Annotated in this window: 23 protein-coding genes; 16 read left to right on the top strand and 7 right to left on the bottom strand. The window is 64.4% G+C overall.

The features are described 5' to 3' along the window. Positions 1 to 3 precede the first annotated feature (3 nt). Complete coding sequence (locus ACVILL_RS16125) at positions 4 to 2,100, bottom strand: 3-hydroxyacyl-CoA dehydrogenase NAD-binding domain-containing protein (RefSeq protein WP_456729955.1); 2,097 nt, start codon at positions 2,098 to 2,100, stop codon at positions 4 to 6. A 170-nt stretch (positions 2,101 to 2,270) separates the two neighbouring features. On the opposite strand from ACVILL_RS16125, the gene ACVILL_RS16120 reads away from it, so the two are divergent. The 11 genes from ACVILL_RS16120 (at position 2,271) to ACVILL_RS16070 (ending at position 14,882) form a co-directional block, all read left to right on the top strand. Further along, positions 2,271 to 3,137 (top strand): IclR family transcriptional regulator, encoded by an 867-nt coding sequence (locus tag ACVILL_RS16120; RefSeq protein ID WP_456729954.1) that lies wholly within the window; start codon positions 2,271 to 2,273, stop codon positions 3,135 to 3,137. A 69-nt stretch (positions 3,138 to 3,206) separates the two neighbouring features. Continuing rightward, a complete protein-coding gene (locus tag ACVILL_RS16115; RefSeq protein ID WP_095731499.1) occupies positions 3,207 to 4,004 on the top strand; it encodes an ABC transporter ATP-binding protein in 798 nt (265 codons plus the stop codon). Next, positions 4,001 to 4,714: an ABC transporter ATP-binding protein gene (locus ACVILL_RS16110; RefSeq protein WP_050406253.1), complete on the top strand. Its 714-nt coding sequence runs from the start codon at positions 4,001 to 4,003 to the stop codon at positions 4,712 to 4,714. The genes ACVILL_RS16115 and ACVILL_RS16110 overlap by 4 nt, the downstream gene beginning before the upstream one ends. A 12-nt stretch (positions 4,715 to 4,726) precedes the next feature. Then, the gene (locus ACVILL_RS16105; RefSeq protein WP_456729953.1) at positions 4,727 to 5,605 is read left to right on the top strand and encodes a branched-chain amino acid ABC transporter permease; all 879 of its coding nucleotides are present in this window, start codon (positions 4,727 to 4,729) and stop codon (positions 5,603 to 5,605) included. Positions 5,606 to 5,607: 2 nt separating this feature from the next. After that, on the top strand, positions 5,608 to 6,624 hold the full coding sequence (locus tag ACVILL_RS16100) for a branched-chain amino acid ABC transporter permease (protein WP_456729952.1): 1,017 nt from the start codon (positions 5,608 to 5,610) through the stop codon (positions 6,622 to 6,624). 114 nt (positions 6,625 to 6,738) lie between these two features. Next, entirely contained in the window at positions 6,739 to 7,968 is a 1,230-nt protein-coding gene (locus ACVILL_RS16095; protein ID WP_456729951.1) for an ABC transporter substrate-binding protein, read from the top strand. A gap of 117 nt (positions 7,969 to 8,085) precedes the next feature. Beyond that, positions 8,086 to 9,312, top strand: coding sequence for an ABC transporter substrate-binding protein (locus tag ACVILL_RS16090; protein ID WP_456729950.1), 1,227 nt, complete (start codon positions 8,086 to 8,088; stop codon positions 9,310 to 9,312). Between the two features lie 241 nt (positions 9,313 to 9,553). Then, positions 9,554 to 10,780: an ABC transporter substrate-binding protein gene (locus ACVILL_RS16085; RefSeq protein WP_456729949.1), complete on the top strand. Its 1,227-nt coding sequence runs from the start codon at positions 9,554 to 9,556 to the stop codon at positions 10,778 to 10,780. Positions 10,781 to 10,936: 156 nt separating this feature from the next. Further along, positions 10,937 to 12,163 carry an ABC transporter substrate-binding protein gene (locus ACVILL_RS16080; RefSeq protein ID WP_456729948.1) on the top strand — a complete coding sequence of 409 codons (1,227 nt, stop codon included), beginning with the start codon at positions 10,937 to 10,939 and terminating at the stop codon, positions 12,161 to 12,163. 180 nt (positions 12,164 to 12,343) lie between these two features. Next, positions 12,344 to 13,576, top strand: a complete 1,233-nt coding sequence (locus ACVILL_RS16075; RefSeq protein WP_456729947.1) for an ABC transporter substrate-binding protein — start codon at positions 12,344 to 12,346, stop codon at positions 13,574 to 13,576. Positions 13,577 to 13,598: 22 nt separating this feature from the next. After that, the gene (locus tag ACVILL_RS16070; protein ID WP_456729946.1) at positions 13,599 to 14,882 is read left to right on the top strand and encodes a glycerate kinase type-2 family protein; all 1,284 of its coding nucleotides are present in this window, start codon (positions 13,599 to 13,601) and stop codon (positions 14,880 to 14,882) included. A gap of 157 nt (positions 14,883 to 15,039) precedes the next feature. On the opposite strand, the gene ACVILL_RS16065 is transcribed toward ACVILL_RS16070, so the two are convergent. After that, on the bottom strand, positions 15,040 to 15,558 hold the full coding sequence (locus ACVILL_RS16065) for a MarR family winged helix-turn-helix transcriptional regulator (protein WP_229167285.1): 519 nt from the start codon (positions 15,556 to 15,558) through the stop codon (positions 15,040 to 15,042). Positions 15,559 to 15,737: 179 nt separating this feature from the next. Here ACVILL_RS16065 and ACVILL_RS16060 point away from each other — a divergent pair, with 179 nt between their 5' ends. The 4 genes from ACVILL_RS16060 to ACVILL_RS16045 all read left to right on the top strand — a co-directional run bounded on the left by ACVILL_RS16060 (position 15,738) and on the right by ACVILL_RS16045 (position 19,934). After that, positions 15,738 to 16,778, top strand: a complete 1,041-nt coding sequence (locus ACVILL_RS16060; protein WP_456729945.1) for a branched-chain amino acid ABC transporter permease — start codon at positions 15,738 to 15,740, stop codon at positions 16,776 to 16,778. Between the two features lie 5 nt (positions 16,779 to 16,783). Next, complete coding sequence (locus ACVILL_RS16055; protein ID WP_456729944.1) at positions 16,784 to 18,553, top strand: branched-chain amino acid ABC transporter ATP-binding protein/permease; 1,770 nt, start codon at positions 16,784 to 16,786, stop codon at positions 18,551 to 18,553. After that, positions 18,550 to 19,281: an ABC transporter ATP-binding protein gene (locus tag ACVILL_RS16050; protein ID WP_456729943.1), complete on the top strand. Its 732-nt coding sequence runs from the start codon at positions 18,550 to 18,552 to the stop codon at positions 19,279 to 19,281. The genes ACVILL_RS16055 and ACVILL_RS16050 overlap by 4 nt, the downstream gene beginning before the upstream one ends. Positions 19,282 to 19,538: 257 nt before the next feature. Further along, complete coding sequence (locus tag ACVILL_RS16045; protein ID WP_456729942.1) at positions 19,539 to 19,934, top strand: endonuclease domain-containing protein; 396 nt, start codon at positions 19,539 to 19,541, stop codon at positions 19,932 to 19,934. A gap of 127 nt (positions 19,935 to 20,061) precedes the next feature. On the opposite strand, the gene ACVILL_RS16040 is transcribed toward ACVILL_RS16045, so the two are convergent. The 5 genes from ACVILL_RS16040 to ACVILL_RS16020 form a co-directional block, all read right to left on the bottom strand. After that, positions 20,062 to 21,213 (bottom strand): ABC transporter substrate-binding protein, encoded by a 1,152-nt coding sequence (locus tag ACVILL_RS16040; protein WP_456729941.1) that lies wholly within the window; start codon positions 21,211 to 21,213, stop codon positions 20,062 to 20,064. Between the two features lie 189 nt (positions 21,214 to 21,402). Further along, on the bottom strand, positions 21,403 to 21,822 hold the full coding sequence (locus ACVILL_RS16035; protein ID WP_456729940.1) for an acyl-CoA thioesterase: 420 nt from the start codon (positions 21,820 to 21,822) through the stop codon (positions 21,403 to 21,405). Positions 21,823 to 21,886: 64 nt separating this feature from the next. After that, complete coding sequence (locus ACVILL_RS16030) at positions 21,887 to 22,648, bottom strand: SDR family NAD(P)-dependent oxidoreductase (RefSeq protein WP_456729939.1); 762 nt, start codon at positions 22,646 to 22,648, stop codon at positions 21,887 to 21,889. Between the two features lie 20 nt (positions 22,649 to 22,668). After that, positions 22,669 to 24,552, bottom strand: a complete 1,884-nt coding sequence (locus ACVILL_RS16025) for a feruloyl-CoA synthase (RefSeq protein ID WP_456729938.1) — start codon at positions 24,550 to 24,552, stop codon at positions 22,669 to 22,671. Beyond that, positions 24,549 to 25,343, bottom strand: a complete 795-nt coding sequence (locus ACVILL_RS16020; protein WP_456729937.1) for a crotonase/enoyl-CoA hydratase family protein — start codon at positions 25,341 to 25,343, stop codon at positions 24,549 to 24,551. The genes ACVILL_RS16025 and ACVILL_RS16020 overlap by 4 nt, the downstream gene beginning before the upstream one ends. Positions 25,344 to 25,615: 272 nt before the next feature. On the opposite strand from ACVILL_RS16020, the gene ACVILL_RS16015 reads away from it, so the two are divergent. Beyond that, positions 25,616 to 26,947, top strand: coding sequence for an IS1182 family transposase (locus tag ACVILL_RS16015; RefSeq protein ID WP_456729626.1), 1,332 nt, complete (start codon positions 25,616 to 25,618; stop codon positions 26,945 to 26,947). Positions 26,948 to 26,975: the final 28 nt, after the last annotated feature.

The raw sequence follows: 26,975 nt of genomic DNA, 5'->3' as shown, positions 1-26,975 counted from the left end.
CAATCACGCCGCCTTCGACGGCGCGGCGAGCGAGGCGAAGGTCTTGCCCTCGTCGGCGAGCTTCTTCAGCAGCGGCGCCGGCTCGAGCGAGGGATCGTTGGTCTCCTTGGCATAGAAGGCCAGGCGATCGGCGATGTGCTTGAGGCCGACGGTGTCGGCCCAGAACATCGGGCCGCCGCGATAGATCGGCCAGCCATAGCCATAGAGCCAGACCACGTCGATATCAGACGGACGGGCCGCGATGCCCTCGGCGAGGATCTTCGCGCCCTCGTTGATCATCGGGTACATCATGCGCTCGAGGATCTCGTCGTCGCTCACGACGCGCTTCTTGCGGCCGAGGCGCGCCAGCGTCTCGTCGATCAGCTTCTCGACCTCAGGATCGGGCAGCGCCGCGCGCGAGCCCTGCTCGTACTTGTAGTAGCCCTTGCCGGTCTTCTGGCCGAAGCGGCCGGCTTCACACAGCGCATCCGCGATCTCCGACTTGATGCCGCGGTCCTTGCGCGAGCGCCAGCCGATATCGAGGCCGGCGAGATCGCCCATCGCGAACGGGCCCATCGGCATGCCGAACTTGGTAACGACGGCGTCGACCTGCTGCGGCAGCGCGCCTTCGAACAACAGCTTCTCGGACTGCTTGCCGCGCTGCGCCAGCATGCGGTTGCCGACGAAGCCGTCGCAGACGCCGACCACTGCCGGCACCTTGGCGATCTTGCGGGCGATCGACACGGCCGTCACCAGCGCGTCGGGCGCGGTCTTGTCGGCGCGCACGATCTCGCACAGCTTCATGACGTTGGCCGGCGAGAAGAAGTGCATGCCGAGCACGTCCTGCGGACGCTTGGTCGACTGCGCGATCTCGTCGATGTTGAGATAGGAGGTGTTGGAGGCCAGCACCGCGCCCGGCTTGGCGTACTGGTCGAGCTTGCCGAACACTTCCTTCTTGACCGCCATGGTCTCGAACACGGCCTCGATCACGAGATCGGCGTCGCCGATGTTCTCGATGCCGACGACGCCGTTGATCAGCGCCATCCGCTTGGCGGGCGCGTCCGCCGGGATGCCACCGCGGGCGGCGGTCGCCTCGTAGTTCTTCTGCATGATGCCCATGCCGCGCTTGAGCTGCTCCTCGCCGGTCTCGATCAGGGTGACCGGGATGCCGGCATTGGCGAACGACATCGCGATGCCGCCGCCCATGGTGCCGGCGCCGAGGATGGCGACGCGCGCCACGTTGCGGCCCTTGGTGCCCTCGGGGACACCGGAGATCTTGGCGGCTTCACGCTCGGCGAAGAACGCGTAGCGCTGCGCCTTGGACTGGTCGCCGTTCATCAGCTTGAGGAAGCCCTCGCGCTCCTTCTTCAGGCCTTCCTCGAACGGCAGGTCGATCGCGGCGCCGACGGCGTCGGCGGCGGCGAACGGCGCCTCGAGGCCGCGCGACTTCTTGGTCAGCGCAGCGACCGCATTGGTGAAGATCGAACGGTCGGCCTTGGCCGCGGCGAGCTTGCTGTCGTCATCGCGCAGCTTGCGCAGCGGACGCTTCTCGGCGACCACCTTGCGCGCGAATGCCTCGCCGCCCGACGCCGGACCTTCCACGATCTCCTCGATCAAGCCGGCCTTCAGCGCCGCGTCCGCACCGATCGGATCGCCGCCGACGATCATCTTGACCGCGAGCTCGGGACCGACCGCGCGCGGCAGCCGCTGGGTGCCGCCGGCGCCCGGCAGCAGGCCGAGCTTCACCTCGGGCAGGCCGAGCTTGGCGTCCTTGGTGGCGACGCGATAGTGGCAGGCCAGCGCGACCTCGAGACCGCCGCCGAGCGCGGTGCCGTGGATCGCAGCGACGATCGGCTTCGGCGAGCTCTCCATCAGGCTCAGCACTTCGGCGAGCCCGGGCGGCTTCGGCGGCTTGCCGAATTCGGTGATGTCGGCGCCGGCGATGAAGGTGCGGCCGGCGCAGGTCAGCACGATGCCCTGAACCTGGGCGTCATCGATCGCGCTCTTGATGCACTCGAAGATGCCGCCGCGCACGGCGGCGCTCAGCGCGTTCACAGGCGGGCTGTTAACCGTGACGACGGCAATATTGTCATGACGTTCGAGCTTGACGACTTCACTCACCGGGACTCTCCCTGGATGCTTGTTCTTGGACTTGTGTTGAGTAGCTGCACGACTTGCGTTGAGCCGCTACGATTAGACCAATTTCGCACTGCGAAATTTAATTCCACATCTTGACACGGAGGGTTATTTTGAAGCACGAGCCTTGTCAACGAGCATGACAAGGACAGGGAATGAAGCGCGCCGGCAAGAAGGTAGCGACCGATCGCAATTTCGTCGTCGCGCTTTCCCGCGGACTGGATGTCCTGCGTGCATTTCAGCCCAATGACGGGCTGCTCGGCAATCAGGAGATTGCGGCCCGCACCAAGTTACCGAAGCCAACCATTTCCCGGCTGACCTACACGCTGACCAAGCTGGGATACCTTACACCTGTACCGAAATTCGAGAAGTATCAGCTCGCGCCGTCGGCGATGGCGCTCGGCTATGCCGCGCTCGCCAATCTCGGCGTTCGGCATTTGTCCGAGCCCTATCGAGAAGAAGTGATGCGCGCGACCGGCGGCGCCGTCGCTGTCGGCGGCCGCGACCGGCACAGCATGATCTATTTCGGCCAGAGCCGGAACGGCTTAGCGCTCGGCGTGCAACTCGACGTCGGCTCGCGGGTGCCGATCGCAACCACCGCGATGGGACGTGCCTACATTTGGGCATTGCCGCCCGACGATCGCGCGGCTTTACTGCGCGAGCTGCGGGATCACTATGGCAGCCGCTGGGCCAAGATGCGCGATGGCATCGAGCGCTCCGGCGAGACGGTGGCGAAGCACGGCTTCACCATGTCTGCGGGCGACTGGCAGAACGACGTCGCCGCGGTCGGCGTTGCATTGAGATTGAACGACGGAACCGGTCCCTATGCTTTCAACTGCGGCGCACCGGCATTCCGTTTCACGGAAGATAGATTGCTCAACGACATTGGACCTCGTCTTGTCGCGATGGTAAGGAACATCGAGCAGGCGCTCGGTGGAATGGCGCCGCAATCCAAAAAAGAACAAAGCAAAAAGACCAGAGTAGGAGGGAAAGTTGCACGTTTGGCCGAGGGGATCAGATAGCCTCCATCACGTCCGGCGAAGCACGTCGCAGGACCGCTCGCACCGCTCGAAGACGGCGGGCGAGACGAGATGACGCAGGCACAGCTCGCGCAGGGGAATGATCCCTTGCTCGCGGTTCGCGACGTCAGCGTCGTGTTCGGCGGCATCATCGCTCTGAATGGCGTGTCGTTCGACATGCGCCATGGACAGATCCTCGGATTGATCGGACCGAACGGCGCCGGCAAGACGACGCTGTTCAATTGCCTGTCGCGGCTCTATCAGCCGTCGTCCGGCGACATCCTGATGGAAGGCAAGAGCATCCTGTCGCGGCCGCCGCACCGGATCGCCGAGATCGGCATCGGCCGCACCTTCCAGAACGTCGCGCTGTTCCCCAATCTGTCCGTGATCGACAATGTGCGCGTCGGCGCGCATGCGCGCACCTCGAGCGACATCGTCAGCGACTCGCTGCGCCTCGCCTGGGTCCGCCGCGGCGAGAACGACATGAACAAGAAGGTGCACGACATCCTCGGCTATCTCGATCTCGAGGACGTCGCCCACACCGTGGTTTCGGGACTTCCGTTCGGCACCCAGAAGCGCGTCGAGCTGGCGCGCGCTTTGGCCGCAGACCCGAAGATCCTGCTGCTCGACGAGCCTGCCGGCGGCCTCAATCACGAGGAGGTCTACGTGCTCGGCGACCTGATCCGCAAAATCCGCGACGATCGTAAAATTACGGTGCTGCTGGTCGAGCATCACATGGGTCTCGTGATGTCGATCGCCGACCACGTCGTCGCGCTCAATTTCGGCCGCAAGCTGGCCGAAGGCACGCCGGCCCAGGTCCAGGCCGACCCTGACGTCATCAAGGCCTATCTGGGGAGCAAGGACCAATGACCGCGATGCTCAACGTCAAGGACCTGCGCGCCTATTACGGCCAGGTCCAGGCCCTGCACGGCCTCAGCTTTTCCCTCAACGAGGGCTCGCTGACCACGCTGCTCGGCGCCAACGGCGCCGGCAAGACCACCACGCTGCGGGCGATCTGCAACATGGTGCGCTCGACCGGCGCGATCGAGTTCGAGGGCAAGCCGATCGGCACGCGCTCGACCGAAAACGTGGTCCGGCTCGGCATCGCCCATGTGCCGCAGGGCCGCGGCACCTTCACCAACATGACGGTGGAGGAAAACCTGCAGCTCGGCGCCATCAGCCGCTCCGACACGAAAGCGATCGGCTCCGACATCGAACGGATGTACGAGCACTTCCCGGTGCTGAAGCAGCGCTACACCCAGCAGGCCGGCACGCTGTCCGGCGGCGAGCAGCAGATGCTCGCGGTGGCCCGCGCGCTGATGCTGCGGCCGCGCCTGATGCTGCTCGACGAGCCGTCATTCGGCCTCGCGCCGCTGATCGTGCGCGACCTGTTCCGCATCCTCGGCAAGATCAATCGCGAGGAAAAGGTGACCATCCTGGTGGTCGAGCAGAACGCGCAGCTCGCGCTCGAGCTCGCCGACCAGGCCTATGTGATCGAAACCGGACGGATCGTGATGTCGGGCAATGCCAAGGACATCGCGAACAACGAAGACGTCCGCAAATCCTATCTCGGCTACTGAGGAGCTGGCACAATGGAGCTTTTTGCCAACCAGGTCCTGGCCGGCATCGCCACCGGCGCGATCTACGCCTGCATGGCGCTCGCGGTGGTCATGATCTACCAGGCCATCGACCATCTGAATTTCGCCCAGGGCGAAATGGCGATGTTCTCGACCTTCGTGTCCTGGCAGCTGATGCAATGGGGCGTGCCGTATTGGGGCGCCTTCGTGCTCACTGTCGCCTTCTCGTTCGCCGCCGGAATCGTCATCGAGCGGCTGCTGTTCAAGCCGCTGGCCAAGGCGCCGATCCTGACCAACGTCGCCGGCTTCATCGCGCTCTACGCGATCATCAACTCGGTCGCCGGCCTGATCTGGGACTTCACCATCAAGCAGTATCCGACGCCGTTCGGCTCCTCGCCGTTCCTCGGCAGCCAGCTGATCTCGACCCACCAGGCCGGCATGATCGGCATCACGCTGCTGATGCTGGTGCTGCTGTTCTTCTTCTTCCGCTTCACCCGGGTGGGTCTGGCGATGCGTGCGGCGGCGTCGCTGCCCGAATCGGCCCGGCTGGTCGGCATCAACACCTCGTGGATGATCGCGCTCGGCTGGGGCATGGCGTCGGCGATCGGCTCGATCGCCGGCATGATGATCGCGCCCGTGGTGTTCCTCGAGCCCAACATGATGCTCGGCGTGCTGATCTACGGATTTGCCGCGGCCGTGCTCGGCGGCCTGTCGAGCCCGTTCGGCGCCGTCATGGGCGGCTTCCTGGTCGGCATCTTCGAGAATCTCGTCGGCACCTACATCCCCGGCGTCGGCAATGAGCTGAAACTTCCGATCGCGCTTGCGCTGATCATCGTCGTCCTGGTCGTCAAACCGGCAGGCCTGTTCGGCCGCGCCATCGTGAAGCGAGTTTGATCATGAGCGCCGCTGAAGAAATCGTCACAGAAGCCCCCGCAGTCGAGGCCGTTCCCAAGCGCGCCATGACGCTCGGCTATGGCACGTCGCTCATCGTGCTCGCCGCGCTGGTCCTGATCCCGCTGTTCGTGAAGAACTTCATCATCTTCCAGATGACGATGCTTCTGATCTACGGGCTTGCGGTGCTGGCGCTCAACATCCTGACCGGCGGAAGCGGCCAGTTCTCGCTCGGCCAGAGCGCGTTCTACGCCGTCGGCGCCTACACCTCGGCGATCCTGATGGAGCATGCGGGCATGAACTATGCCCTCACGCTGCCGATCGCCGGCATCATCTGCTTCGGCTTCGGCTTCCTGTTCGGCCAGCCGGCGCTGCGGCTGTCCGGCGTCTACCTGGCGCTGGCGACCTTCGCGCTCGCCACCGCGATGCCGCAGCTGCTCAAGCTCGGCTATTTCGAGCACTGGACCGGCGGCGTGCAGGGTCTCGTGGTCACCAAGCCGGATGCCCCGTTCGGCCTGCCGCTGTCGCAGGACATGTGGCTGTACTACTTCACGCTGGTGGTGACCATCGCGATCTACGTCGCCTCGGTGAACCTGCTGCGTTCGCGCTCCGGCCGTGCCTTCATGGCGATCCGCGACAACGAGATCGCGGCCTCCGCGATGGGCGTCGACGTCGCGCTGTACAAGACGCTGGCGTTCGGCGTCTCGGCCGGCATCACCGGCGTCGCCGGCGGTCTCGGTGCCATCGCGGTGCAGTTCGTGGCGCCCGACGGCTACACGATCCAGCTCGCGATCTCGCTGTTCCTCGGCATGGTGGTCGGCGGCGTCGGCTGGCTGCCCGGCTCGATCGTCGGGTCCGCCTTCATCATCTTCGTGCCCAACATCGCGGAAGGCATTTCCAAGGGCCTTTCGGGTGCGGTGTTCGGCGTGCTGCTGTTCCTCGTCATCTTCCTCGTGCCGCACGGCGCCAGGCAGGTCGCGATCGTTGCCCAGCAACTGGCCGCGAAGCTCAAGAAAAACTAACGGCATGATCCGGAAAAGTGCGAAGCGGTTTTCCCTCGCGACAAACGCGAAGCGTTTGCGCGGAGATCATGCTCAAACCAGTTAAGAGCCTATAGAACCAAACCAGGAGATATTATGTTTTCTACCGTTCGGATCGCCGCGATTTCCGCGGCGATCATAGCTGTTGCCGCGACGTCCACTGCCGCATTCGCCCAAAAGAAATACGACACCGGCGCAAGCGATACCGAGATCAAGGTCGGCAACATCATCCCCTATTCGGGACCGGCGTCCGCCTACGGCGTGATCGGCAAGACCGAAGAAGCCTATTTCAGGATGATCAACGACCGCGGCGGCATCAACGGCCGCAAGGTCAACTTCGTCAGCTATGACGACGCCTATTCGCCGCCGAAGGCCGTGGAGCAGGTCCGCAAGCTGGTCGAGAGCGACGAGGTGCTGCTGGTGTTCAACCCGCTCGGCACGCCGTCCAACACCGCGATCCAGAAGTACCTGAACTCCAAGAAGATCCCGCAGCTGTTCGTCGCCACCGGCGCGACCAAGTGGAACGACCCGAAGAACTTCCCGTGGACCATGGGCTGGCAGCCGAGCTACCAGAGCGAGGCGCAGATCTACGCCAAGTGGCTGATGAAGGAGAAGCCCGACGCCAAGGTCGCGATCCTCTACCAGAACGACGACTTCGGCAAAGACTACCTCAAGGGCACCAAGGACGGTTTCGGCGCCAAGGCAGCCTCCAGCATCATCATGGAGGAGAGCTACGAGATCTCCGAGCCGTCGATCGACGGCCACATCGTCAAGATCAAGGCCGCCAATCCGGACGTGCTGCTGATCTACACGACGCCGAAATTCGGCGCGCAGACCATCAAGAAGACCGCCGAACTCGGCTGGAAGCCGCTGCAGATCATCACCAACGTGTCGGCCTCGGTCGGCAGCGTGATGCAGCCGGCCGGCTTCGACAATGCCCAGGGCGTGCTGTCGGCGGCCTATGCCAAGGACGGTGCCGATCCGCAGTGGGCCAACGATCCGAACATGAAGAAGTGGGCCGAGTTTCTCGACAAGTACATGCCGGGCGCCGACAAGACCGACGGCGGCTACGTCTACGGCTATGGCGCCGCCCAGACGCTCGCCAAGGTGCTCGAAATGTGCGGTGACGATCTCACCCGCGCCAACGTCATGAAGCAGGCGGCGAGCCTGAAGGACTTCACGCCCGACACCCTGCTCCCTGGCGTCAAGATCAACACCTCGGCCACCGACTTCGCCCCGATCGCCCAGCTGCAGATGCAGCGCTTCAAGGGTCAGAAATGGGAACTGTTCGGTGAGATCATTTCCGGCGACGTCCCCTCCGAATAACGTTGCACTGCGGAAATAAACAACGCGCCTCCGCGATCTCAGTCGCGGGGGCTTTTTGTTGACGCCCTGTGCCGATGGTATTGAATACTGCGAACTAAGAACCCGAGGTGGGGAAACATGACTGCCGTACGCCCGTCCCTGACGGCGCTGGTGTCCGCATTCGCTCTGATCCTGACGAGCGGCAATGTCGCGCTGGCGCAGAAGATGTACGACACCGGGGCCAGCGACACCGAGATCAAGATCGGCAACACCGCGCCCTACAGCGGCCCCGCTTCAGCCTATGGCGTGATCGGCAGGACCGAGGCGGCCTACTTCAAGATGATCAACGAGTCCGGCGGCATCCACGGCCGCAAGATCACGTTCATCAGCTATGACGACGGCTACTCGCCGGCCAAGACCGTGGAGCAAACCCGCAAGCTGGTCGAGGACGACGAGGTCCTGCTGGTGTTCGGCTCGGTCGGTACCTCAACCAATGCTTCGATCCGAAAGTACATGAACGAGAAGCAGGTGCCGCAGCTGTTCATCGCCTCGGGCGGCTCCAAATGGAACGACCCCAGGAACTTTCCGTGGACCATGGGCTGGCAGCCGTCCTATCAGGACGAGGCGCGGGTCTACGCAAAATACATCATGAAGCACAAGCCCGACGCCAGGGTCGCCGTGCTCTACCAGAATGACGATTTCGGCAAGGACTACCTCAAGGGCCTGAAGGATGCCTTCGGCGACAAGGCATCGATGATCGTCGCCGAGGAGGCTTATGAGACCTCCGAACCCGCGATCGACAACCACGTCGTCAAGCTGAAGGCCGCCGGCGCCGACACCTTCATCAGCATCACGTCACCGAAATTCGCGGCGCAGGCGATCAAGAAGGCCGCCGAAATCGCCTGGACGCCCTTGCAGATCGTCGCCAATGTCTCGGCCTCGGTCGGCGGCGTGATGCAGCCGGCCGGCTTCGAAAATGCGCAGGGCATCCTGTCGGCGTCCTATCTCAAGGACGGCGCCGATCCGCAATGGGACAAGGATCCCGGCATGGAGAAATTCCTGGCCTTCCTCAGGAAGAATTATCCCGACGCCAACAAGCTCGACGGCGCCACCTCCTACGGTTACGCCGCCGCACAGACCATGGCGCAGGTCATCGAGATGTGCGGTGACGATCTCACCCGCGCCAACATCATGAAGCAGGCCGCCAGCCTGAGCGACTTCGTCCCCGGCACGCTGCTGCCGGGCATCAGCATCAACACCTCGGCCACCGACTTCGCACCGATCAAGCAACTGCGCTTGATGCGGTTCAAGGGCGAGAAGTGGGAGCTGTTCGGCGACATCATTTCGAGCAATCTGAGCAACTGAACTCCGCCGAGAGCCGTCGGCATCCGCGCGCTCAACTCAACAGCGTCGCTTCAGTTATCCGCAATCTCTGCGGTTAGCCCGGGCAAATCAGCGAGCGCGACTAAAGACGCAGCCTCTGCGGCAATGCCGCAGGGGCTTTTCGTTGAGACGCCTCAGGTAAAATGATAATTTCCGCTGATAACAACGAGCCCTCGAAACAGAGGGCCACGACACATCATCTGCTATCAGGGAGAGGAACGGCATGTCTGGAATACGACAACTGGCGGCAATTGCCGCTGCGCTTTCGCTTGTCTCCGCATTCAGCAGCGCAGCGCTTGCCCAGAAAAAATACGACACCGGGGCCAGCGACACCGAAATCAAGATCGGCAACATCATGCCCTATAGCGGAGCGGCCTCCGCCTATGGCGTGATCGGCAAGACCGAGGACGCCTACTTCCGCAAGATCAACGCCGAGGGCGGCATCAACGGCCGCAAGATCACCTTCATCAGCTACGACGACGCCTACACGCCGCCGAAGACCGTCGAGCAGGCGCGCAAGCTGGTCGAGAGCGACGAAGTGCTGATGATCTTCAATTCGCTCGGCACGCCACCGAATTCGGCGATCCAGAAATACATGAACCAGAAGAAGGTGCCGCAGCTGTTCGTCGCCACCGGCGCCACCAAATGGAACGACCCGAAGGAATTCCCGTGGACGATGGGCTGGCAGCCCAACTACCAGAGCGAGTCCATCATCTATGCCAAGTACATCCTGAAGAACAAGCCGGACGCCAAGATCGCGGTGCTCTACCAGAACGACGACTACGGCAAGGACTATCTGAAGGGATTCAAGGACGGGCTCGGCGCCAAGGCGGCGTCGATGATCGTCGCGGAGGACGCCTACGAGGTGACGGAGCCGACCATCGACTCGCACATCGTCAGGCTCAAGGCTTCCGGCGCCGACGTGTTCTTCAACATCACGACGCCGAAATTCGCGGCGCAGGCGATCAAGAGGAACAACGAACTCAACTGGCATCCGCTGCACTTCCTCAACAACGTCTCGGCCTCGATCGGCAGCGTGATCAAGCCGGCGGGCTTCGAGGCCGCCCAGGGCATCGTCTCGTCGCAGTATCTGAAGGATCCGACCGATCCGCAGTGGAAGACCGACAAGGGCATGATCGCCTGGAACGAATTCCTCGATAAGTACTACCCCGACGCAAACCGCGCCGACGCGTCCGTGATGTACGCCTACACCGTCGCGCAGGGCCTCGAGCACGTGCTGCGGGCGTGCGGCGACAATCTGACGCGCGAGAACATCATGAAGCAGGCAGCCAGCATCCGCGACCTCGAACTCGGCGGGCTGTTGCCGGGCATCAAGGTCAATACCTCGGCAACCGATTTCGCGCCGCTTTCGCAGCTGCAACTTGTGCGGTTCAAGGGCGAGACCTGGGAGCGCTTTGGCGACATTTTGAGCGGCGACGTCGGCGGCTAGCCCGAAATTGTCGACTAAAGAGGCGGCCCCTGCGGCGTTGTCGCAGGGGCTTCTCATTGAGGCGGACCGTCCGAAATGATAATGACTGCAGCCAAATAACAGAGCCCCTCAAGCGGGCCACGACACATTCGTCCGACAACAGGGAGAGAGACATAGATGTCCGCCACCACCAGACTTGCGGTCCTTGGGGCCGCGCTCGCGCTCGTCACCACGTCCGGCAGCGCGGCGTTTGCCCAGAAGAAATACGATACCGGCGCCACCGATACCGAGATCAAGATCGGCAACATCATGCCTTACAGCGGCCCTGCGTCCGCCTATGGCATCATCGGCCGCACCGAGGCCGCCTATTTCAAGAAGATCAACGACGCCGGTGGCATCAACGGCCGCAAGATCAACTTCATCTCCTATGACGATGCCTACTCGCCGCCGAAGGCGGTTGAGCAGGCGCGCAAGCTGGTCGAAAGCGACGAGGTGCTGCTGATCTTCAACTCGCTCGGCACGCCGTCGAACTCGGCGATCCAGAAGTACATGAACTCCAAGAAGGTGCCGCAGCTGTTCGTCGCCACCGGCGCCACCAAGTGGAACGACCCGAAGGACTTTCCCTGGACCATGGGCTGGCAGCCCAACTACCAGAGCGAGACCCAGATCTACGCAAAGTACATCCTGAAGAACATGCCGAACGCCAAGATCGCGGTGCTTTACCAGAACGACGATTACGGCAAGGACTATCTGAAGGGCCTGAAGGACGGCCTCGGCCAGAAGGCCGCCAGCATGATCGTCGCCGAAGAGAGTTTCGAGACGTCCCAGCCGACCATCGACAGCAACATCGTCAAGCTGAAGGCCAGCAACGCCGACATCTTCATCGACATCGCGACGCCGAAATTCGCGGCCCAGGCGATCAAGAAGGTCGCCGAGATCGGCTGGAAGCCGACCCACTTCCTCAACAACGTGTCGGCGTCGGTCGGCAGCGTGATCAAGCCGGCCGGCTTCGAGAACGCGCAGGACATCATCTCCGCCGCCTACCTGAAGGATGCCTCCGACAAGCAATGGGACAATGATCCCGGCATGAAGGAATTCTACGCCTTCATGGCCAAGGACTTCCCCGAGGGCGACAAGCTCGACGGCGGCACCGTGGTCGGCTTCGGCGTGGCGCAGACGCTGGTCCAGGTGTTGAAGCAGTGCGGCGACAACCTCACCCGCGAGAACATCATGAAGCAGGCCGCGAGCCTGAAGGACTTCCGCACCGAGGTGCTGCTGCCCGGCATCAAGATCAACACCGCCGCAAACGATTTCGCGCCGATCAGCCAGTTGCAGCTGATGAAGTTCAAAGGCGAGAAATGGGAACTGTTCGGCGACGTCATCAGCGCCGATGTCGGCGGCTGATTTCGTACCGACAATCGGCTGACAATGGCCCCCTGCGATACCGTCGCAGGGGGCTTTTCATTCACCATGGGCTGGCCCGTCCGGGCGATGCCTGCTTACACTTTGCCCGGCAATGCGCTAGGAAACCCGACAAGAAACCGGCGCCCTTGCGCGGCGGCAACAACAAGGAGTTTTCGGGAAATGCCGATGCCGATCCGTCAACGTGTCGCAACCGCCCTGCTAGGCCTCGCCGTCGCCGCAGCGACCGGCAACGCCGCATGGGCGCAGAAGAAATACGACACCGGTGCGAGCGACACCGAGATCAAGATCGGCAACATCGTGCCCTATAGCGGCCCCGCGTCGGCCTATGGCGTGGTCGGCAAGGCGATGGCCGCGGTGTTCAAGAAGGTCAATGACGACGGCGGCATCAACGGCCGCAAGATCAATTTCATCTCCTATGACGACGCCTATTCGCCGCCGAAGGCAGTCGAGCAGGCCCGCAAGCTGGTCGAGAGCGACGAGGTGCTGTTCCTGTTCGGCACGCTCGGCACCGCCTCCAACACCGCGATCCAGAAATATCTCAACGCCAAGAAGGTGCCGCAGCTGTTCGTCGCCACCGGCGCGACCAAGTGGAACGACCCGAAGGCGTTCCCGTGGACCATGGGCTGGCTGCCGAGCTACCAGAGCGAGTCGCGGATCTACGCGAAATATCTGCTCAAGGAGAAGCCCGCCGCCAAGGTCGCCGTGCTCTACCAGAATGACGACATGGGCAAGGACTACCTCAAGGGGCTTGAGGACGGTTTCGCCAGCGATCCCGCGCGGATCGCCGCCAAGGAGAGCTACGAAGTCGCCGAACCGACCATCGATTCCCATGTGGTGCGGCTGAAATCCTCCAATCCCGACGTCATCATCTTCTTCACGACGCCGAAATTCGGCGCCCAGGCGATCAAGAAACTCGGCGAGATGAACTGGAAGCCGGTGACGATCGTCTCCAACGTCTCGGCCTCCACCGCGACGGTGATGCGTCCGGCCGGGCTCGACAACGCGCAGGGCGTGATCTCGGCGGCTTACGCCAAAGACGCCAGCGATCCGCAGTGGAAGGACGACGCCGGCATGAAGGCGTTCGACGAACTGCTCGCCAGGTACATGCCCGACACCAATCGCGTCGATGCCTCGGCGATGACCGGCTACAACATGGCGACCACCATGGTCGAGGTGCTGCGCCGCTGCGGCGACGACCTCACCCGCGCCAACGTGATGAAGCAGGCGGCGAGCCTGAAGCAGTTTGCGCAGGGCGGCCTGCTGCCCGGCGTGACGCTGTCGACCGGGCCTGCCGACTTCCAGCCGATCGAGCAGTTGCAGCTGATGCAGTTCAAGGGCGAGCGCTGGCAGTTGTTCGGCGACGTCATCAGCGGCGAAGTCGGCGGCAACTGATCCGTCCCACAAAGGCACAACCATGACCGACCGTCGTCCCTTCCTGCGTTCGATCTTCGATGCCGCAGTCGCGGCTGCGCATCCCGATGTGGTGCTGGCATCGCGGTTGCGGCCGGCGCCGAAGGGACGCGTGATCTGCCTTGCCGCCGGCAAGGGCGCCGGCGCCATGGCGGCCGCGGCGGAGCGGCACTATCTCGACACGCTCGGGCTCGAGCCGTCACGGCTGGTCGGCATCGCCACCACCCGCCATGGCCATGGCGTGCCGACCCGCCGCATCAAGGTGGTCGAGGCCGGCCATCCGGTGCCCGATGAAGCCGGCCTGTGCGCCGCCGACGATACGCTGCGGCTCGCGGCGGAAGCCACGCCCGACGATCTCCTGCTGGTGCTCTTGACCGGCGGCGGCTCGGCGAACTGGATCGCCCCCGTCGAGGGCGTGAGCTTTGCCCAGAAGCAGCAGGTCAACCGCGCGCTGCTGCGCTCGGGCGCGCCGATCGGCGAGATGAACACCGTCCGCAAGCATCTGTCGCGGATCAAGGGCGGACGGCTGGCGCGCGCCGGCCAACACGCCGCCGGGATCGTCACGCTGGCGATCTCCGACGTGCCGCATGACGATCCCTCCGCGATCGCCTCGGGGCCAACGGTTCCGGATCCGACCACGCTGGCGGATGCCCGCGCGCTGGTCGCCAAATACAATCTCTCCATCGATGACGCAGTCCGCCGCGCGCTCGACGATCCCGGGAACGAGAGCTGCAAGCCCGGCGATCCGGCCTTTGCGCGAGCGACGTTCGAACTGCTGGCGAAGCCGAAGGCCTCGATCGACGCCGCGGTGAAGGTCGCGCAGGACGCCGGCTACGAGACCATCGCGCTCGGCGCCGATCTCGAAGGCGAGGCCCGCGAGGTCGCGGCCGCGCATGCACGGCTTGCGCTCAAGGCGCGCAGCGAGGGCAGGCGCATTGCGATCATCTCCGGCGGCGAGCTCACGGTGACCGTACGCGGCAATGGGCGCGGCGGCCCCAACCAGGAATACGCGCTGGCGCTGGCCGACCTGCTCAAGGATACGCCCGGCATCGCCGCGCTCGCCGCCGACACCGACGGCGCCGACGGCGGCGCCGGCAGCGCGACCGATCCCGCAGGCGCCGTGATCGATCAGGCGACGTTTGCGAAGATGCAATCGATCGGCCTCGATCCGAGAGCCTATCTCGACAACAACGATGCCACGGGCTTTTTCGCGCAGACCGGCGATCTGTTGCTGACCGGCCCGACGCTGACCAACGTCAACGATGTCAGGGTGATTTTGGTGGATTGAGCATGCTCCGCTCTCTCCCCGTCATTGCGAGCGCAGCGAAGCAATCCATCGCGCCACTTGCGGCGACATGGATTGCTTCGTCGCTCCAGCGCAAAATTGCTCTGCAATTTTGTCGCGGGCTCCTCGCAATGACGTGGAGGGACCCGCGCGGCGCCCCTCAAAACTCCTGCGCGAGCTTCGCCAGCATCTCCAGCAGCGCGGCGTGGTTGGCCGGGCCGAGCACCTCGATCAGCCGCGCCTCGTGCTTGTTGGCGACCAGCTTCTTGGCGCGCGCCAGCACGGCGCGGCCCCTATCGGTCAGGACCAGGATGTGGGAGCGGCGGTCGTTGGTGGAACGCATCCGCGCGCAAAGGTCGCGGCTCTCCAGCGCGTCGAGCATCGCGACGAAATTCGGCCTGAGGATGCCGAGCGTGTTGGCGATCTCGGTCTGGTTACGGCCCGGATTCTTGTCGAGCAGCAGCAGCACCGAGAACTGTGCCGGCGTCAGCTGCAGCGGCGCGACGCAGCGCAGGAAGTCCTCGAACACCTTGAGCTGCGCGCGCTTCAGCGAATAGCCGAGCAGTCCGGACAGTTCGCCCAGTTGCAGCATGCTGTCGTCCCCGGCAGGATCGACCGGTTCCCTGCGCAAGGCGCGGGAGGACCTGACGGCATCGGAGGCGGTCTTGGAAACAGTCATCGCTCCAGGCTCGCAATCCCGGTACAAAAACCCCGCGGGACGCTCGGGGACCTTGAGATTATATTTAATAATTGTTATCCGCTATATCAAATATCGGCGGCTATCAACAGCCGATATCGGCCGACCCGACCGGTACAGCCGGCCGCGGCGGTCCGACGCCTGAGGGGGAGCGCTCAGCCTTGAACACAACGATCATGCTGTTCCTGCTGCAGGACGGCATCACCAATGGCGCGATCTACGCACTGCTGGGGCTGGCCCTGGTGCTGGTGTTCGCGGTGACGCGGGTGATCCTGATCCCGCAGGGCGAGTTCGTGACCTACGGCGCGCTGAGCTACGCCATGCTGGCGACCGGCCAGGTGCCCGGCACGGCGCGGCTCGCCGTCGCGATGGGCCTCGTCGCTTTCGCGCTTGACCTGTTCTTCGCCCGCAAGGCGCTGCATGCTCGGCTGGTGCTGCGCTCGGTCGCACTCAACATCGCCTTTCCCTTTGCGCTGCTCGGCCTCGTATATGCGCTGGTCGGTCCCACCACGCCGATTGCCGTCAACATCGCGCTGGCGCTACTGATCGTGGCGGCGATCGGGCTGTTCCTCTACCGCATCGCGTTCCAGCCGATCGCCCACACCTCGGTGCTGGTCCTGCTGATCGCCTCGGTCGGCTGCCATCTCGCGCTGCAAGGCCTTGGCCTCGTGTTCTTCGGCGCCGAAGGCCTGCGCGGCCCGGCGCTGTCGAATGCCGCGGTGACCGCGGGTCCGCTGCGCTTCACCGGCCAGAGCCTCGCCGTCTACGGTCTGACCGTCGGCTTCATCGTCGCGCTGTGGCTTTTCTTCGGCTACACGAAGACCGGCAAGGCGCTGCGCGCCACCGCGGTCAATCGCCTCGGCGCCCGCCTGGTCGGCATCCGCACCACGCTGTCGGGCCAGATCGCATTCCTGCTCGCTTCCGTCATCGGCGCGATTTCCGGCATCCTGATCGTGCCGATCACGACGCTCTATTACGACACCGGCTTCCTGATCGGCCTGAAGGGCTTCATCGCCGCCATCATCGGCGGCCTGGTCAGCTATCCCCTGACCGCGGTCGCGGCCATCGTGGTCGGCATCGTCGAGGCCTTCTCGTCGTTCTACGCCAGTAATTTCAAGGAAGTCATCGTGTTCACGCTGATCCTTCCCGTTCTGGTGCTGCGCTCGCTTGCGGCGCCCCAGGTCGAAGAAGAGAAGGATTGAGCGCGATGGCGCAGCGGCTTCCTCTCATCATCTTCGCGCTCGTGATGGCGGTGATCCCGCTCGTCCCGGGCATCCCGCCGTTCTGGATCGTGCTGCTCGACAATATCGGCCTCGCCGCGCTGGTCGCGATGGGGCTGGTGCTGCTGACCGGCGTCGGCGGCCTCACCTCGTTCGGACAGGCCGCGTTCTGCGGCTTCGGCGCCTACACCACGGCGGTCCTGACCACCGCCTACGGCGTCTCGCCGTGGTTGACGCTGCCGGCGTCGCTGCTGGTCAGCGGCATCGCGGCCGTGCTGCTCGGCATCGTCACCGTGCGGCTGTCAGGCCATTATCTGCCGCTCGGCACCATCGCCTGGGGCATCGGCCTGTTCTATCTGTTCAGCAAGCTCGAATTCCTCGGCCGCAACGACGGCATCTCAGGCATTCCGCCGCTTTCGATCGGCTCGTTCAGGATGCTGAGCCCGGATGCGATCTATTACGCGATCTGGGTCGCGGTGCTGCTCTCCGCGCTGCTGACCATGAACCTGCTGGATTCCCGCACCGGCCGCGCCATCCGCGCGTTGCGGCGCGGCCATGTCGCGGCCGAAGCTTTCGGCGTGCAGACGCCGCGCGCCAAGCTGTTGGTGTTCATCTATGCCGCGGTGCTGGCCGGCCTGTCCGGCTGGCTCTATGCGCATTTCCAGCGCGCCGCCAACCCGACGCCGTTCGGCGCGCAGGCCGGCATCGAGTATCTGTTCATCGCCGTGGTCGGCGGCGCCGGTTACGTCTGGGGCGGCGTGCTCGGCGCCGGCATCGTCGTGATCCTGAAAGAGGTGCTGCAGAGCTACCTGCCCTACATTTTCGGCGGCCAGAGCCAGCTCGAGACCATCGTGTTCGGCATCATGCTGGTGCTGCTGTTGCAGCTCGCACCACAGGGCGTCTGGCCCTGGCTGATGTCGAAGCTGCCGTTCAAGCCGGCCCGCAAGACACCGGACACGTCGGTGAAGCTGGAACACCGTGAGCGGGCAGCGGGAACGTCACCGGTGCTGCTGCACATCGAGAAGGCGCGCAAACAGTTCGGCGGCGTGCTCGCGGTGAACGACGTCTCGTTCGACGTCAACGCCCGCGAGATCGTCGCGCTGATCGGCCCGAACGGCGCCGGCAAGAGCACGACCTTCAACCTGATCACCGGCGTCCTCGCCGCAACCGGCGGCAAGATCTTCGTGCAGGGCAAGGAGGTCGAGAACGCCCCACCGCAGGAGGTGGTCAAGCTCGGCGTCAGCAGGACGTTCCAGCACGTCAAGCTGGTGCCCGACATGACGGTGCTGGAAAACGTTGCGATCGGCGCGCATCTGCGCGGCAATTCCGGTGCGATCTCCAGCATGCTGCGGCTCGACCGCGCCGACGAGGCAAGACTGCTGGCCGAAGCCGCCCGGCAGATCGAGCGCGTCGGGCTGTCCGACCAGATCGACCAGCTCGCAGGCTCGCTGTCGCTTGGTCAGCAGCGTATCGTCGAGATCGCGCGCGCGCTGTGCGTCGATCCGATGCTGCTGCTGCTCGACGAGCCGGCCGCCGGCCTGCGCCACATGGAGAAGCAGCGGCTCGCCGCGCTGCTCCGGCAATTGCGCGACGGCGGCATGTCGGTGCTGCTGGTCGAGCACGACATGGGGTTCGTGATGGATCTTGCCGACCGCATCGTGGTGCTCGATTTCGGCACCAAGATCGCCGAAGGCACGCCGGCGGCGATCAAGCGCAACCCCGACGTGATCAAGGCCTATCTCGGAGCCGCCGCATGAGTGCGCTGCTATCGGTGACCGACGTCCACATTGCCTACGGCAAGGTCGAGGCCGTGCGCGGCGTCTCGCTCGACGTGGCCGACAACGAAATCGTCACCATCATCGGCGCCAACGGCGCCGGCAAGACCACCCTGCTCAACGCCATCATGGGCGTTCTGCCGCTGAAGGGCCGCACCACCTTCGCAGGCGTCGACATGGCGCCGCTGGATATCGAGGATCGCGTCGCCACCGGCCTCAGCCTGGTGCCCGAGCATCGCGAGTTGTTCGGCACCATGAATGTGGAGGACAATCTCGAGCTCGGCGCCTTCCGGATCGCGAAGGTAACGGCGGCAACCTCGCTGGAGCGGGTCTACGCGCTGTTTCCGCGGCTCAAGGAGCGGCGCAAGCAGCTCGCCGGCACACTCTCCGGCGGCGAGCAGCAGATGCTGGCGATGGGCCGCGCGCTGATGGGCGCGCCGAAGCTCCTGATGCTGGACGAGCCGAGCCTCGGCCTCGCCCCGATCATCGTCGCCGACATCTTCCGCATCGTCGGCGAACTTCGCGCCGCCGGCGTCTCGGTGCTGCTGGTCGAGCAGAACGCCCAGGCTGCGCTGCAGATCGCCGACCGCGCCTATGTGATGGAGCTCGGCGAGTTCGTGCTGTCGGGCACCGCGAAGGAGATCGCCGCCAACAAGGGCGTCGCCGCGAGCTATCTCGGCTTCCAGCACGAAGGCGAGAGCGCGATTTAGCACGGCGGCGTGCGAGGGGCTGTTGGCCGTTCAAGCACCACCAACGCGGATAGACCTTCACCCCACCTCGCCGCGCATTATATGCGCGGCGATCCTCCCCCTCCAGGGAGGCACGTCCGTCGAGAAACCACTGCTTACCACGCTTGCATTCGCGCTAGGATTGCGCTCCACTTCACCCTCCCCTGGAGGGGGAGGGTCGATTGCGCGTGCGATGCGTAGCATCGCAGGTGCAATCGGGGTGGGGTGAAGCCGCGCAAATGGTCTCGACATCAATCCGCAGAGCGGCCGCGAAGAAGCTTCGTGCAAACACGACTCCACATGAACGAATCCTGTGGCGAGCGCTGAGGGAAATGCCGACTGATGGCTCTCACTTCCGACGCCAGGCTCCGATTGGTCCTTACATTGTCGACTTTTTCTGCCCCGCCAAACGCCTGATCATCGAGTTGGATGGCGGACATCACAACGACGATGAAATGGCAAAGCGCGACCGCAAGCGTCAGCAATGGCTCGAGCGGGAAGGATATCGCGTCATCCGCTTTTGGAACTCGGAGATCACAGTTGACCTCAACGCGGTTCTGGAACGGATCTATGTCGAGCTCTACGGTGCGCGCGGAGCCGAGGCCGTGCGACTGACGCACCTCCGGCGACGATAGACTGTCACCCCACCCCGCTTCACATCGCTAATCGCGATGCGAAGCGACCCTCCCCCTCCAGGGGAGGGTAAGAAAAAGCCGGCCCCTCATCGGGACCGGCTGCTTTGTTTCACAGGTAGCGACGCGCTCACATCGCCGGGACGTACTTCCCGTCCTTGACCGTCAGCAGGATGCGCGAGCGGTCGTCGAGGCCGTAGCGGTCCTTTTCGGTCCAGTTGTAGACGCCCTGGGTCGCGACGATCTCCTTCTCAGAGATGAATGCCTTCCGGATCGCCTCGCGGAATTCCGGGGTGCCGGGCTTGGCGGTCTTCAGCGCCACCGGGATGATGCGCTTCAGCACCTCGAAGGCGTCGTAGGAGTGGCCGGCGAACTGGCTGCGGCTGTTGGCGCCGTATTTGGCTTCATAGGCGGTGTTGAGCGCAAGGCCGGGCTTCTTGGTCAGCGCGCTGTCGGCCTGGGTTTCCGGCGACATGATCGGGCCGGCCGACATGATGACACCTTCCGCGGACGCGCCCGCGATGCGGATGAAATCCATGCTGGCGGCGCCGTGGGTCTGGTAGATCAGGCCCTTGTAGCCGCGCTCGCGCAGCGACGTCTGCGGCAGCGCCGCGGCGGTGCCGGAGGCGCCAATCAGGATGGCGTCGGGATTGGCAGCGACGAGCTTCAGCACCTGGCCCGCGACCGACGTATCCGGACGCGCGAAGCGCTCCTCGTCCGTCATGGTCAGGCCCATCGGCACGGCCTGCGCCTTGAAATCGTTGACCCAGAGGTCGCCGTAGGAATCCGAGTACCCGATATAGCCGACGGTCTTGATGTTGTGCGACTTCATGTGCTCGTAGAGCACCTTGCCCATGATCGGAATCGATTGCGGCAGGTCGACCGACCACTTGGCGCGCGCATCATTGATCGGGAACGGCGCGAGGCCGAGATGCGGGATGCCGGCCTCGTTGGCGACCGTCGACACCGCGATCGTCGTCGGCGTGATGCAGGAGCCCATGATGATGTCGGCCTTGGACTCGGTGACGAAGCGCCTCGCATTGGTGGTCGCGGCCGTCGGATCGCCGCCGTCGTCGAGCACGATCAGCTTCAGCGGCACGCCGCCGATCTCCTTCGGCACGAAATCGAGCGCGTTGCGCTCGGGGATGCCGAGCGCCGCGGCGGGCCCCGTGGTCGAGATCGAGATGCCGATGGTGATTTCACTGGTCTGCGCCTGCGCGGACATGCCCGGCAGTGCAAAAACTGCTGCGAGCGCTGCTACGGCGAGAGTGGCCTTCCTCATTCATTCCTCCCTGCGGATATGTTTTTTGGGTTTAAACCGATTTTGCGGGCCAATTCAGCCCCTTCTTTAGAGCATGATCCGGAAAAGTGGAAACCGGTTTTCCCTCGCGACAAACGCGGGAACGCGTTTGCGCGGGGGATCATGCTCCAAAAGTCGAGTCATGAGGGCTGCTAGCCCTTCACGACCAAGTCAGCCGTTCATGAAACGGTCGATGATCTCCTGAGGAAATGGCGCCGATTTCAGTCTGTCGGGATCGTCGGGATGACGGCCGACCAGCACCCTGGTCTCGAACGCCTCGATCGCAAGCCGCTCGCCCTTGAACACGCGGTGCACCACCTCGAAGCTCGAGCGCTTGATGCTCTCGATCCGGCTCTCGATGGTAATCCAGTCGCCATGGGTCGACGGGATGTGGAATTTCGCCCGCGTATCGACCATGGGAATGCCGACCAGACCGTACTTGTGGACGAGGTCCTGCTTCGAGCAGCCGGCTGCTTCGAACATGATCGAGGTCGAGTCGTCGAACATCGCGAAGTAGCGCGGGTAGTAGACGATGTTGGCGGGGTCGCAATCGCCCCACTGGATCTGCACGTCGCGCCGGTTGACGAACATGGATTGTCCTCGATTGAGCGTGAGATCATCCGGAAGAGCGCGTCACGCTCTTCCGGATCATGCGTCAGCGCGGCGCCATCCGGAGCGCGGCATCGAGCCGCACCACTTCGCCGTTCAGATAGGGATTGTCGATCATGTGCAGCGCCAGCGAGGCGAATTCGTCGGCCTGGCCGAGCCGGCGCGGGAACGGGATCGCGGCGGCGAGCGAATCCTGCGCCTCCTGCGGCAGGCCGGCGAGCAATGGCGTCATGAACAGGCCGGGCGCGATCGTCAGCACGCGGATGCCGAATTGCGCGAGCTCGCGCGCGATCGGCAGCGTCATCGCGACGATGCCGCCCTTGGAGGCCGAATAGGCCGCCTGCCCGATCTGGCCGTCATAGGCCGCGACCGAGGCGGTCGAGATCACGACACCGCGCTCGCCGGTCGCGACCGGCTCGAGCTTCGACATCTCAGCGGTCGCAAGCCGCAGCATGTTGAAGGAGCCGATCAGGTTGACCTTGATCACCTTGTCGAAATCGGCCAGGGCCATCGGCCCTTCGCGGCCGATCACGCGTTTCGCCACCCCGATGCCGGCACAGTTCACCAGCACGCGCGCCGGGCCATGCGCCTTGGCGGCGGCAGCGACCGCGGCTTCGGCGGCCGCCGCATCGGCGACGTCGCAGACGACAGCAAGACCGCCGATCTCGGCTGCGACGCTCTCGGCAAGCTTGGCGTTGAGGTCGCAGACCGCGACCTTGGCGCCCTGCGCGGCCAGACGGCGCGCGGTCGCAGCGCCCAATCCCGATGCGCCGCCGGTGACGATGGCGGCCTGGTCCTTCAACTGCATGGCATTCTCCTCCTCGAAAATCAGACTGACGTGATCACCGATGCCGGCGGCTCCGGCGCATAGAGCGTTTCGATGATGTCGGCGCGATGCTCCAGCACCGCACGCTGGTTGATCGAGCCCTTGTCGGTGACCTCGCCGCGATCGATCGACAGCGGCGTGTCGAGCAAGATCGCCCGCGCGATCCGGTTCGACGAGCCCGTGGCACTTGCCAGCACGCGCGCGAAGCGTTCGCGAAAGGCGGCACGCACCATCGGATCATTGGCCGCGGCGGCGATGTCGCCGGCGGCGAGCGCCGGATTGATCAGGCGGCAGCCGTCGAGATCGAGGATCACGATGGCTGCGAGCTCGTCGCGGTTGATCCCCGCGATCACGACGTCGCGCACCAGCGGCGCGCAGGTGCCGACGAAGCGCGCCCTTAAGGGGCCGACGCTGACCCAGGTGCCGCTCGCCAGCTTGAAATCCTCGGCGATACGGCCGTCGAAATCGAAGCCGGCATCGAGATCACCGGGGTTGGCGGGCTTCAGCGCGTCGCCGAACTTGTAGAAACCCTCCTCGTCGAACGCCTTGGCGGTCAGCTCGGGCTGCCGCCAGTAGCCGGGCGTCACGTTCGGACCCTTGGCGCGCACCTCGAGCTTGCCGTTGTTCGGAACGAGCTTCGCGTCGTTGCCCGACACCGGAAGACCGACATGGCCGGAGCGGCTGGTATCGGGCCGCACCGACATGAAGAAAGGCGAGGTCTCGGTGGCGCCGAGGCCGGTCAGCATGGGCACGCGGTAGCCCTTCTCCTGCACGGCGAGCGCATCGAGGCTGTTCCAGATGAACGGCGACAGCGCGGCGCCCGAGAAGAACATCGCGTGCAGCCGGTCGAAAAATTTTGCCCTCAAGGCCGCGTCGTCGCGCAGATAGGGCAGCAGCGATTCATAGCCCTTGGGCACGTTGAAATAGACCGTGGGCGAGATCTCGCGCAGGTTGCGCACGGTCTCCTCGATGCCGCCGGGCATCGGCTTGCCCTCGTCGAGATACATCGAGCCGCCGTTGTAGAGCGTCAGCCCGACATTGTGGTTGCCGCCGAAGGTGTGATTCCACGGCAGCCAGTCGACGATCACAGGCGGCTCGTCCTTCAGGAAAGCGAGCGTCTCGCGCAGCATCACCTGGTTGGCGCAGATCATGCGCTGGGTGTTGATGACGGCCTTGGGATTGCCCGTCGAGCCCGACGTCAGCAGGAATTTTGCGATTGTGTCCGGACCGATTGCGGCATTGGCCGCATCGAGGCGCGGGTCTTCCGGCGTCGCCATGAGACCAGCGAGCCGTGTCACCTCGCGACCGGACACCGTGCCGCGGCTTGCAGCGATCTCGACATCGGGCCCGACATTGGCGCGCAGCGCATCGGCAAACTTGTCGGCATCGTCGACGAAGACGAGGCCGGGCGTCAGCAGCTTGACGACGAAGCCGAGCTTGCCGTAGTCGCGCGACACCAGCGAATAGGCCGGCGAGACCGGGCAGAACGGAATCCCGGCATAGAGCGCGCCGAGCGCGATCAGCGCGTGATCGATCGAATTACCCGACAGGATCGCGATCGGCCGATCGGCCGACAGTCCGCGCGCGATCAGCGCCGAGGCGATCCGCCTGATAGCCCCGAGCAATTGCGCGTAGGTGATCTTGCGCCAGCCGCCGCCGGCCGCGCGCTCGGCCATGAACACACGGTTCGGCTCGGCCTCTGCCCAATGATACAGGCGATCGGTGAGGCGAACGGGGAAGTCGGCGAGCTTGAGTTTCGGACGGAGATAGACCGTGCCGTCGTCGCGGCGCTCGACGGTGACCTCGGGGTTGCCGAACGAGATCGGGCGCAGCGGATGCGCGCTCGCAGTGGAGGCAGACGTGGATATATCAGCCTTGGCGCTCATGTCGGCTTCACCTTGGCGGTCTTGCGATCCAGGAAGGCGCGGATCCGCTTCTTGGCTTCCTTGTCGCTCTGCGCCACCGTCGCCATCAGCGATTCCATCAAGAGGCCGGTCTGCGGATTGGCTTCGGCGATCATTGGCAGCGCCTGCAACACGGCGAAGTTGGTCAGCGGTGCGTTGGCGGCGACGCGCTCGGCCAGTTCCAGCGCCTTCGGCAATGCGCCATCGGCCTCAGTGAGATATTGCGAGAAGCCGTAGGCTGCGCCTTCGGTCGCCGAATAGACGCGGCCGGTCAGCATCATGTCCGCCATCCGCGGAACGCCGATCAGGCGCGGCAGCCGCACCGATCCGCCGCCGCCGACGAAGATGCCGCGCTGGCCCTCGGGCAGCGCGAAATAGGCCGACGGCTCGGCGACCCGGATATGCGCGGCGCAGGCCAGCTCCAGCCCGCCGCCGATCACCGCTCCCTTCAGCGCGGCGATCACAGGCACGCGGCAATACTGGATGCGGTCGAACACGCGGTGCCACATCTGGGAATGCACCAGGCCCTCGGTGGCGTCGCGTTCGGTCAGTTCGGAGAGATCGAGGCCGGACGAGAAATGATCGCCGACGCCATGGATGACGACGGCACCGACGTCGTCGGGAATCGTGGAGAAGCAGTCCCGCAGCGCCAGGATGATGCCGTCGTTCAGCGCATTGCGCTTGGCCGGACGGTTGAGCCCGACCGTCAGCACCGCCCCCCGCGTCTCGATCCTGAGCAGCGAGGCGTCACCCGCGTCGGCAGCGTTTCCCATGGCATTATTGTTTCCTGTTCAGAATAGTTATGTTTTATAACTATACTCACAGGAGTCAACAAGAGTATCGCGCGGGACCTCTTGCGGCCCGTCATACTGAGGTGCTCGCGGAGCGAGCCTCGAAGGATGCACGGCCCGGCTGGTGGCCGTCGACCCTTCGAGACGCGCGTGAGGGCGCGCTCCTCAGAGGGTGTGAATCTTTGTTCGGGATGAGGGTTGAGTTTTCCTACGCGGAGTGATTCCTGCAGCTGTACTATCCGAGAGGTGCAGCGATGCCTGGCGACGAACTGTTTGCCGATCTTCCGGTACAGAAAGCTGAGCGGGAGAGCGATCCGGGGCAGCCGCGGATGCGGGAACCGGTACGCGATCAGATCGAGCTTCGGGCAGTCGATCTGGAGGCGCTGGTAGCCGCCGATCATCCAGTCCGGGTGATCTGGGCTTACGTCGAGAAGCTTGATCTGGGCGAGCTTGAAGAGGCGATTAGAGCTCGAACCCACACGGCGGGACAGGCCCCGGCGAGCCCGCGGCTTTTACTGGCACTGTGGCTTTATGCGACGAGCGAGGGGGTTGGCAGCGCGCGAGCGCTGGCCAGGCTGTGTGAGAGCCACGACGTCTATCGGTGGCTCTGCGGCGGGGTGAGTGTGAACTATCACGGCCTTGCCGACTTCCGCACGGCGCATCCGGAGCTTCTGGATCGGCTGTTGAGCGAAAACATCGCCAGCCTGTCGGTGGCCGAGATCATCGACCTCGATGAGGTGGCGCAGGACGGAGTGCGGGTACGTGCCTCGGCTGGGAGCAAGTCGTTCCGCCGCCGCAGGAAGCTTCACAAGGAGTTGCGCAAGGCGCAACGATTGATCCGACAGCTGAAGGACGAAGCAACCGACGATCCGCAAGCCAGCAGCCGGCGGATCGCTGCGGCCAACGAACGGGCCCTGCGTGAACGCGAGCAGCGCGTGGCGGCAGCGCTGAAAAAGCTGGCCGAGATCGAGGCGGAACGCGAACGGCGCAGCAAGACCAACAAGAAGGAGGTCGAGAAGCAGAAGGAGCCGCGCGCCTCCACCACCGACCCCGATGCCCGCGTCATGAAAATGGCCGATGGCGGCTTCCGCCCCGCCTACAATTGCCAGCTCTCGACCGTCGCCGGTGGCCAGATCGTGATCATCCCGGACGTCAAAACCGTCGGCTCCGACCGCGGCTTGGCCCGGCCGATGCTGGAGGAGATCAACCGCCGCCATGGCCGATGGCCGAAGCGGTTGCTGATCGACGGCGGCTTCAACAAGAATGAGGATACCGAGTGGGCGGCTGACCGCGGCATCAAGGTCTACGGGCCGCCTTCACGCAGCAAGCACCAGCGCGACCCATATGAGCCACGCGACAACGATGGGCCCGGCGTCGCCGCCTGGCGAGCCCGCATGAAGAGCCCACGTGGCAAGTCGATCTACAAGCGTCGAGCCCAGGCGGAGTGTATCAACGCTCGCTTCCGCAACTGGGGCCTGCAGCAGTTCACCGTACGCGGCCTCAAAAAGGTCCAGACGGTCCTGCGCTGGTTCGCACTCACCAACAACATCCTGGCCGGCCACCGCCTGCTCCAGGCTGCAGCTTGAAGCCTGGCCATCAAATCGTCACAGCCCA

It is taken from the genome of Bradyrhizobium sp. USDA 3364, assembly GCF_054056355.1.
The sequence above is the reverse complement of the archived record's forward strand: the minus strand, read 5'-3'. Positions and strand labels throughout refer to the sequence as shown.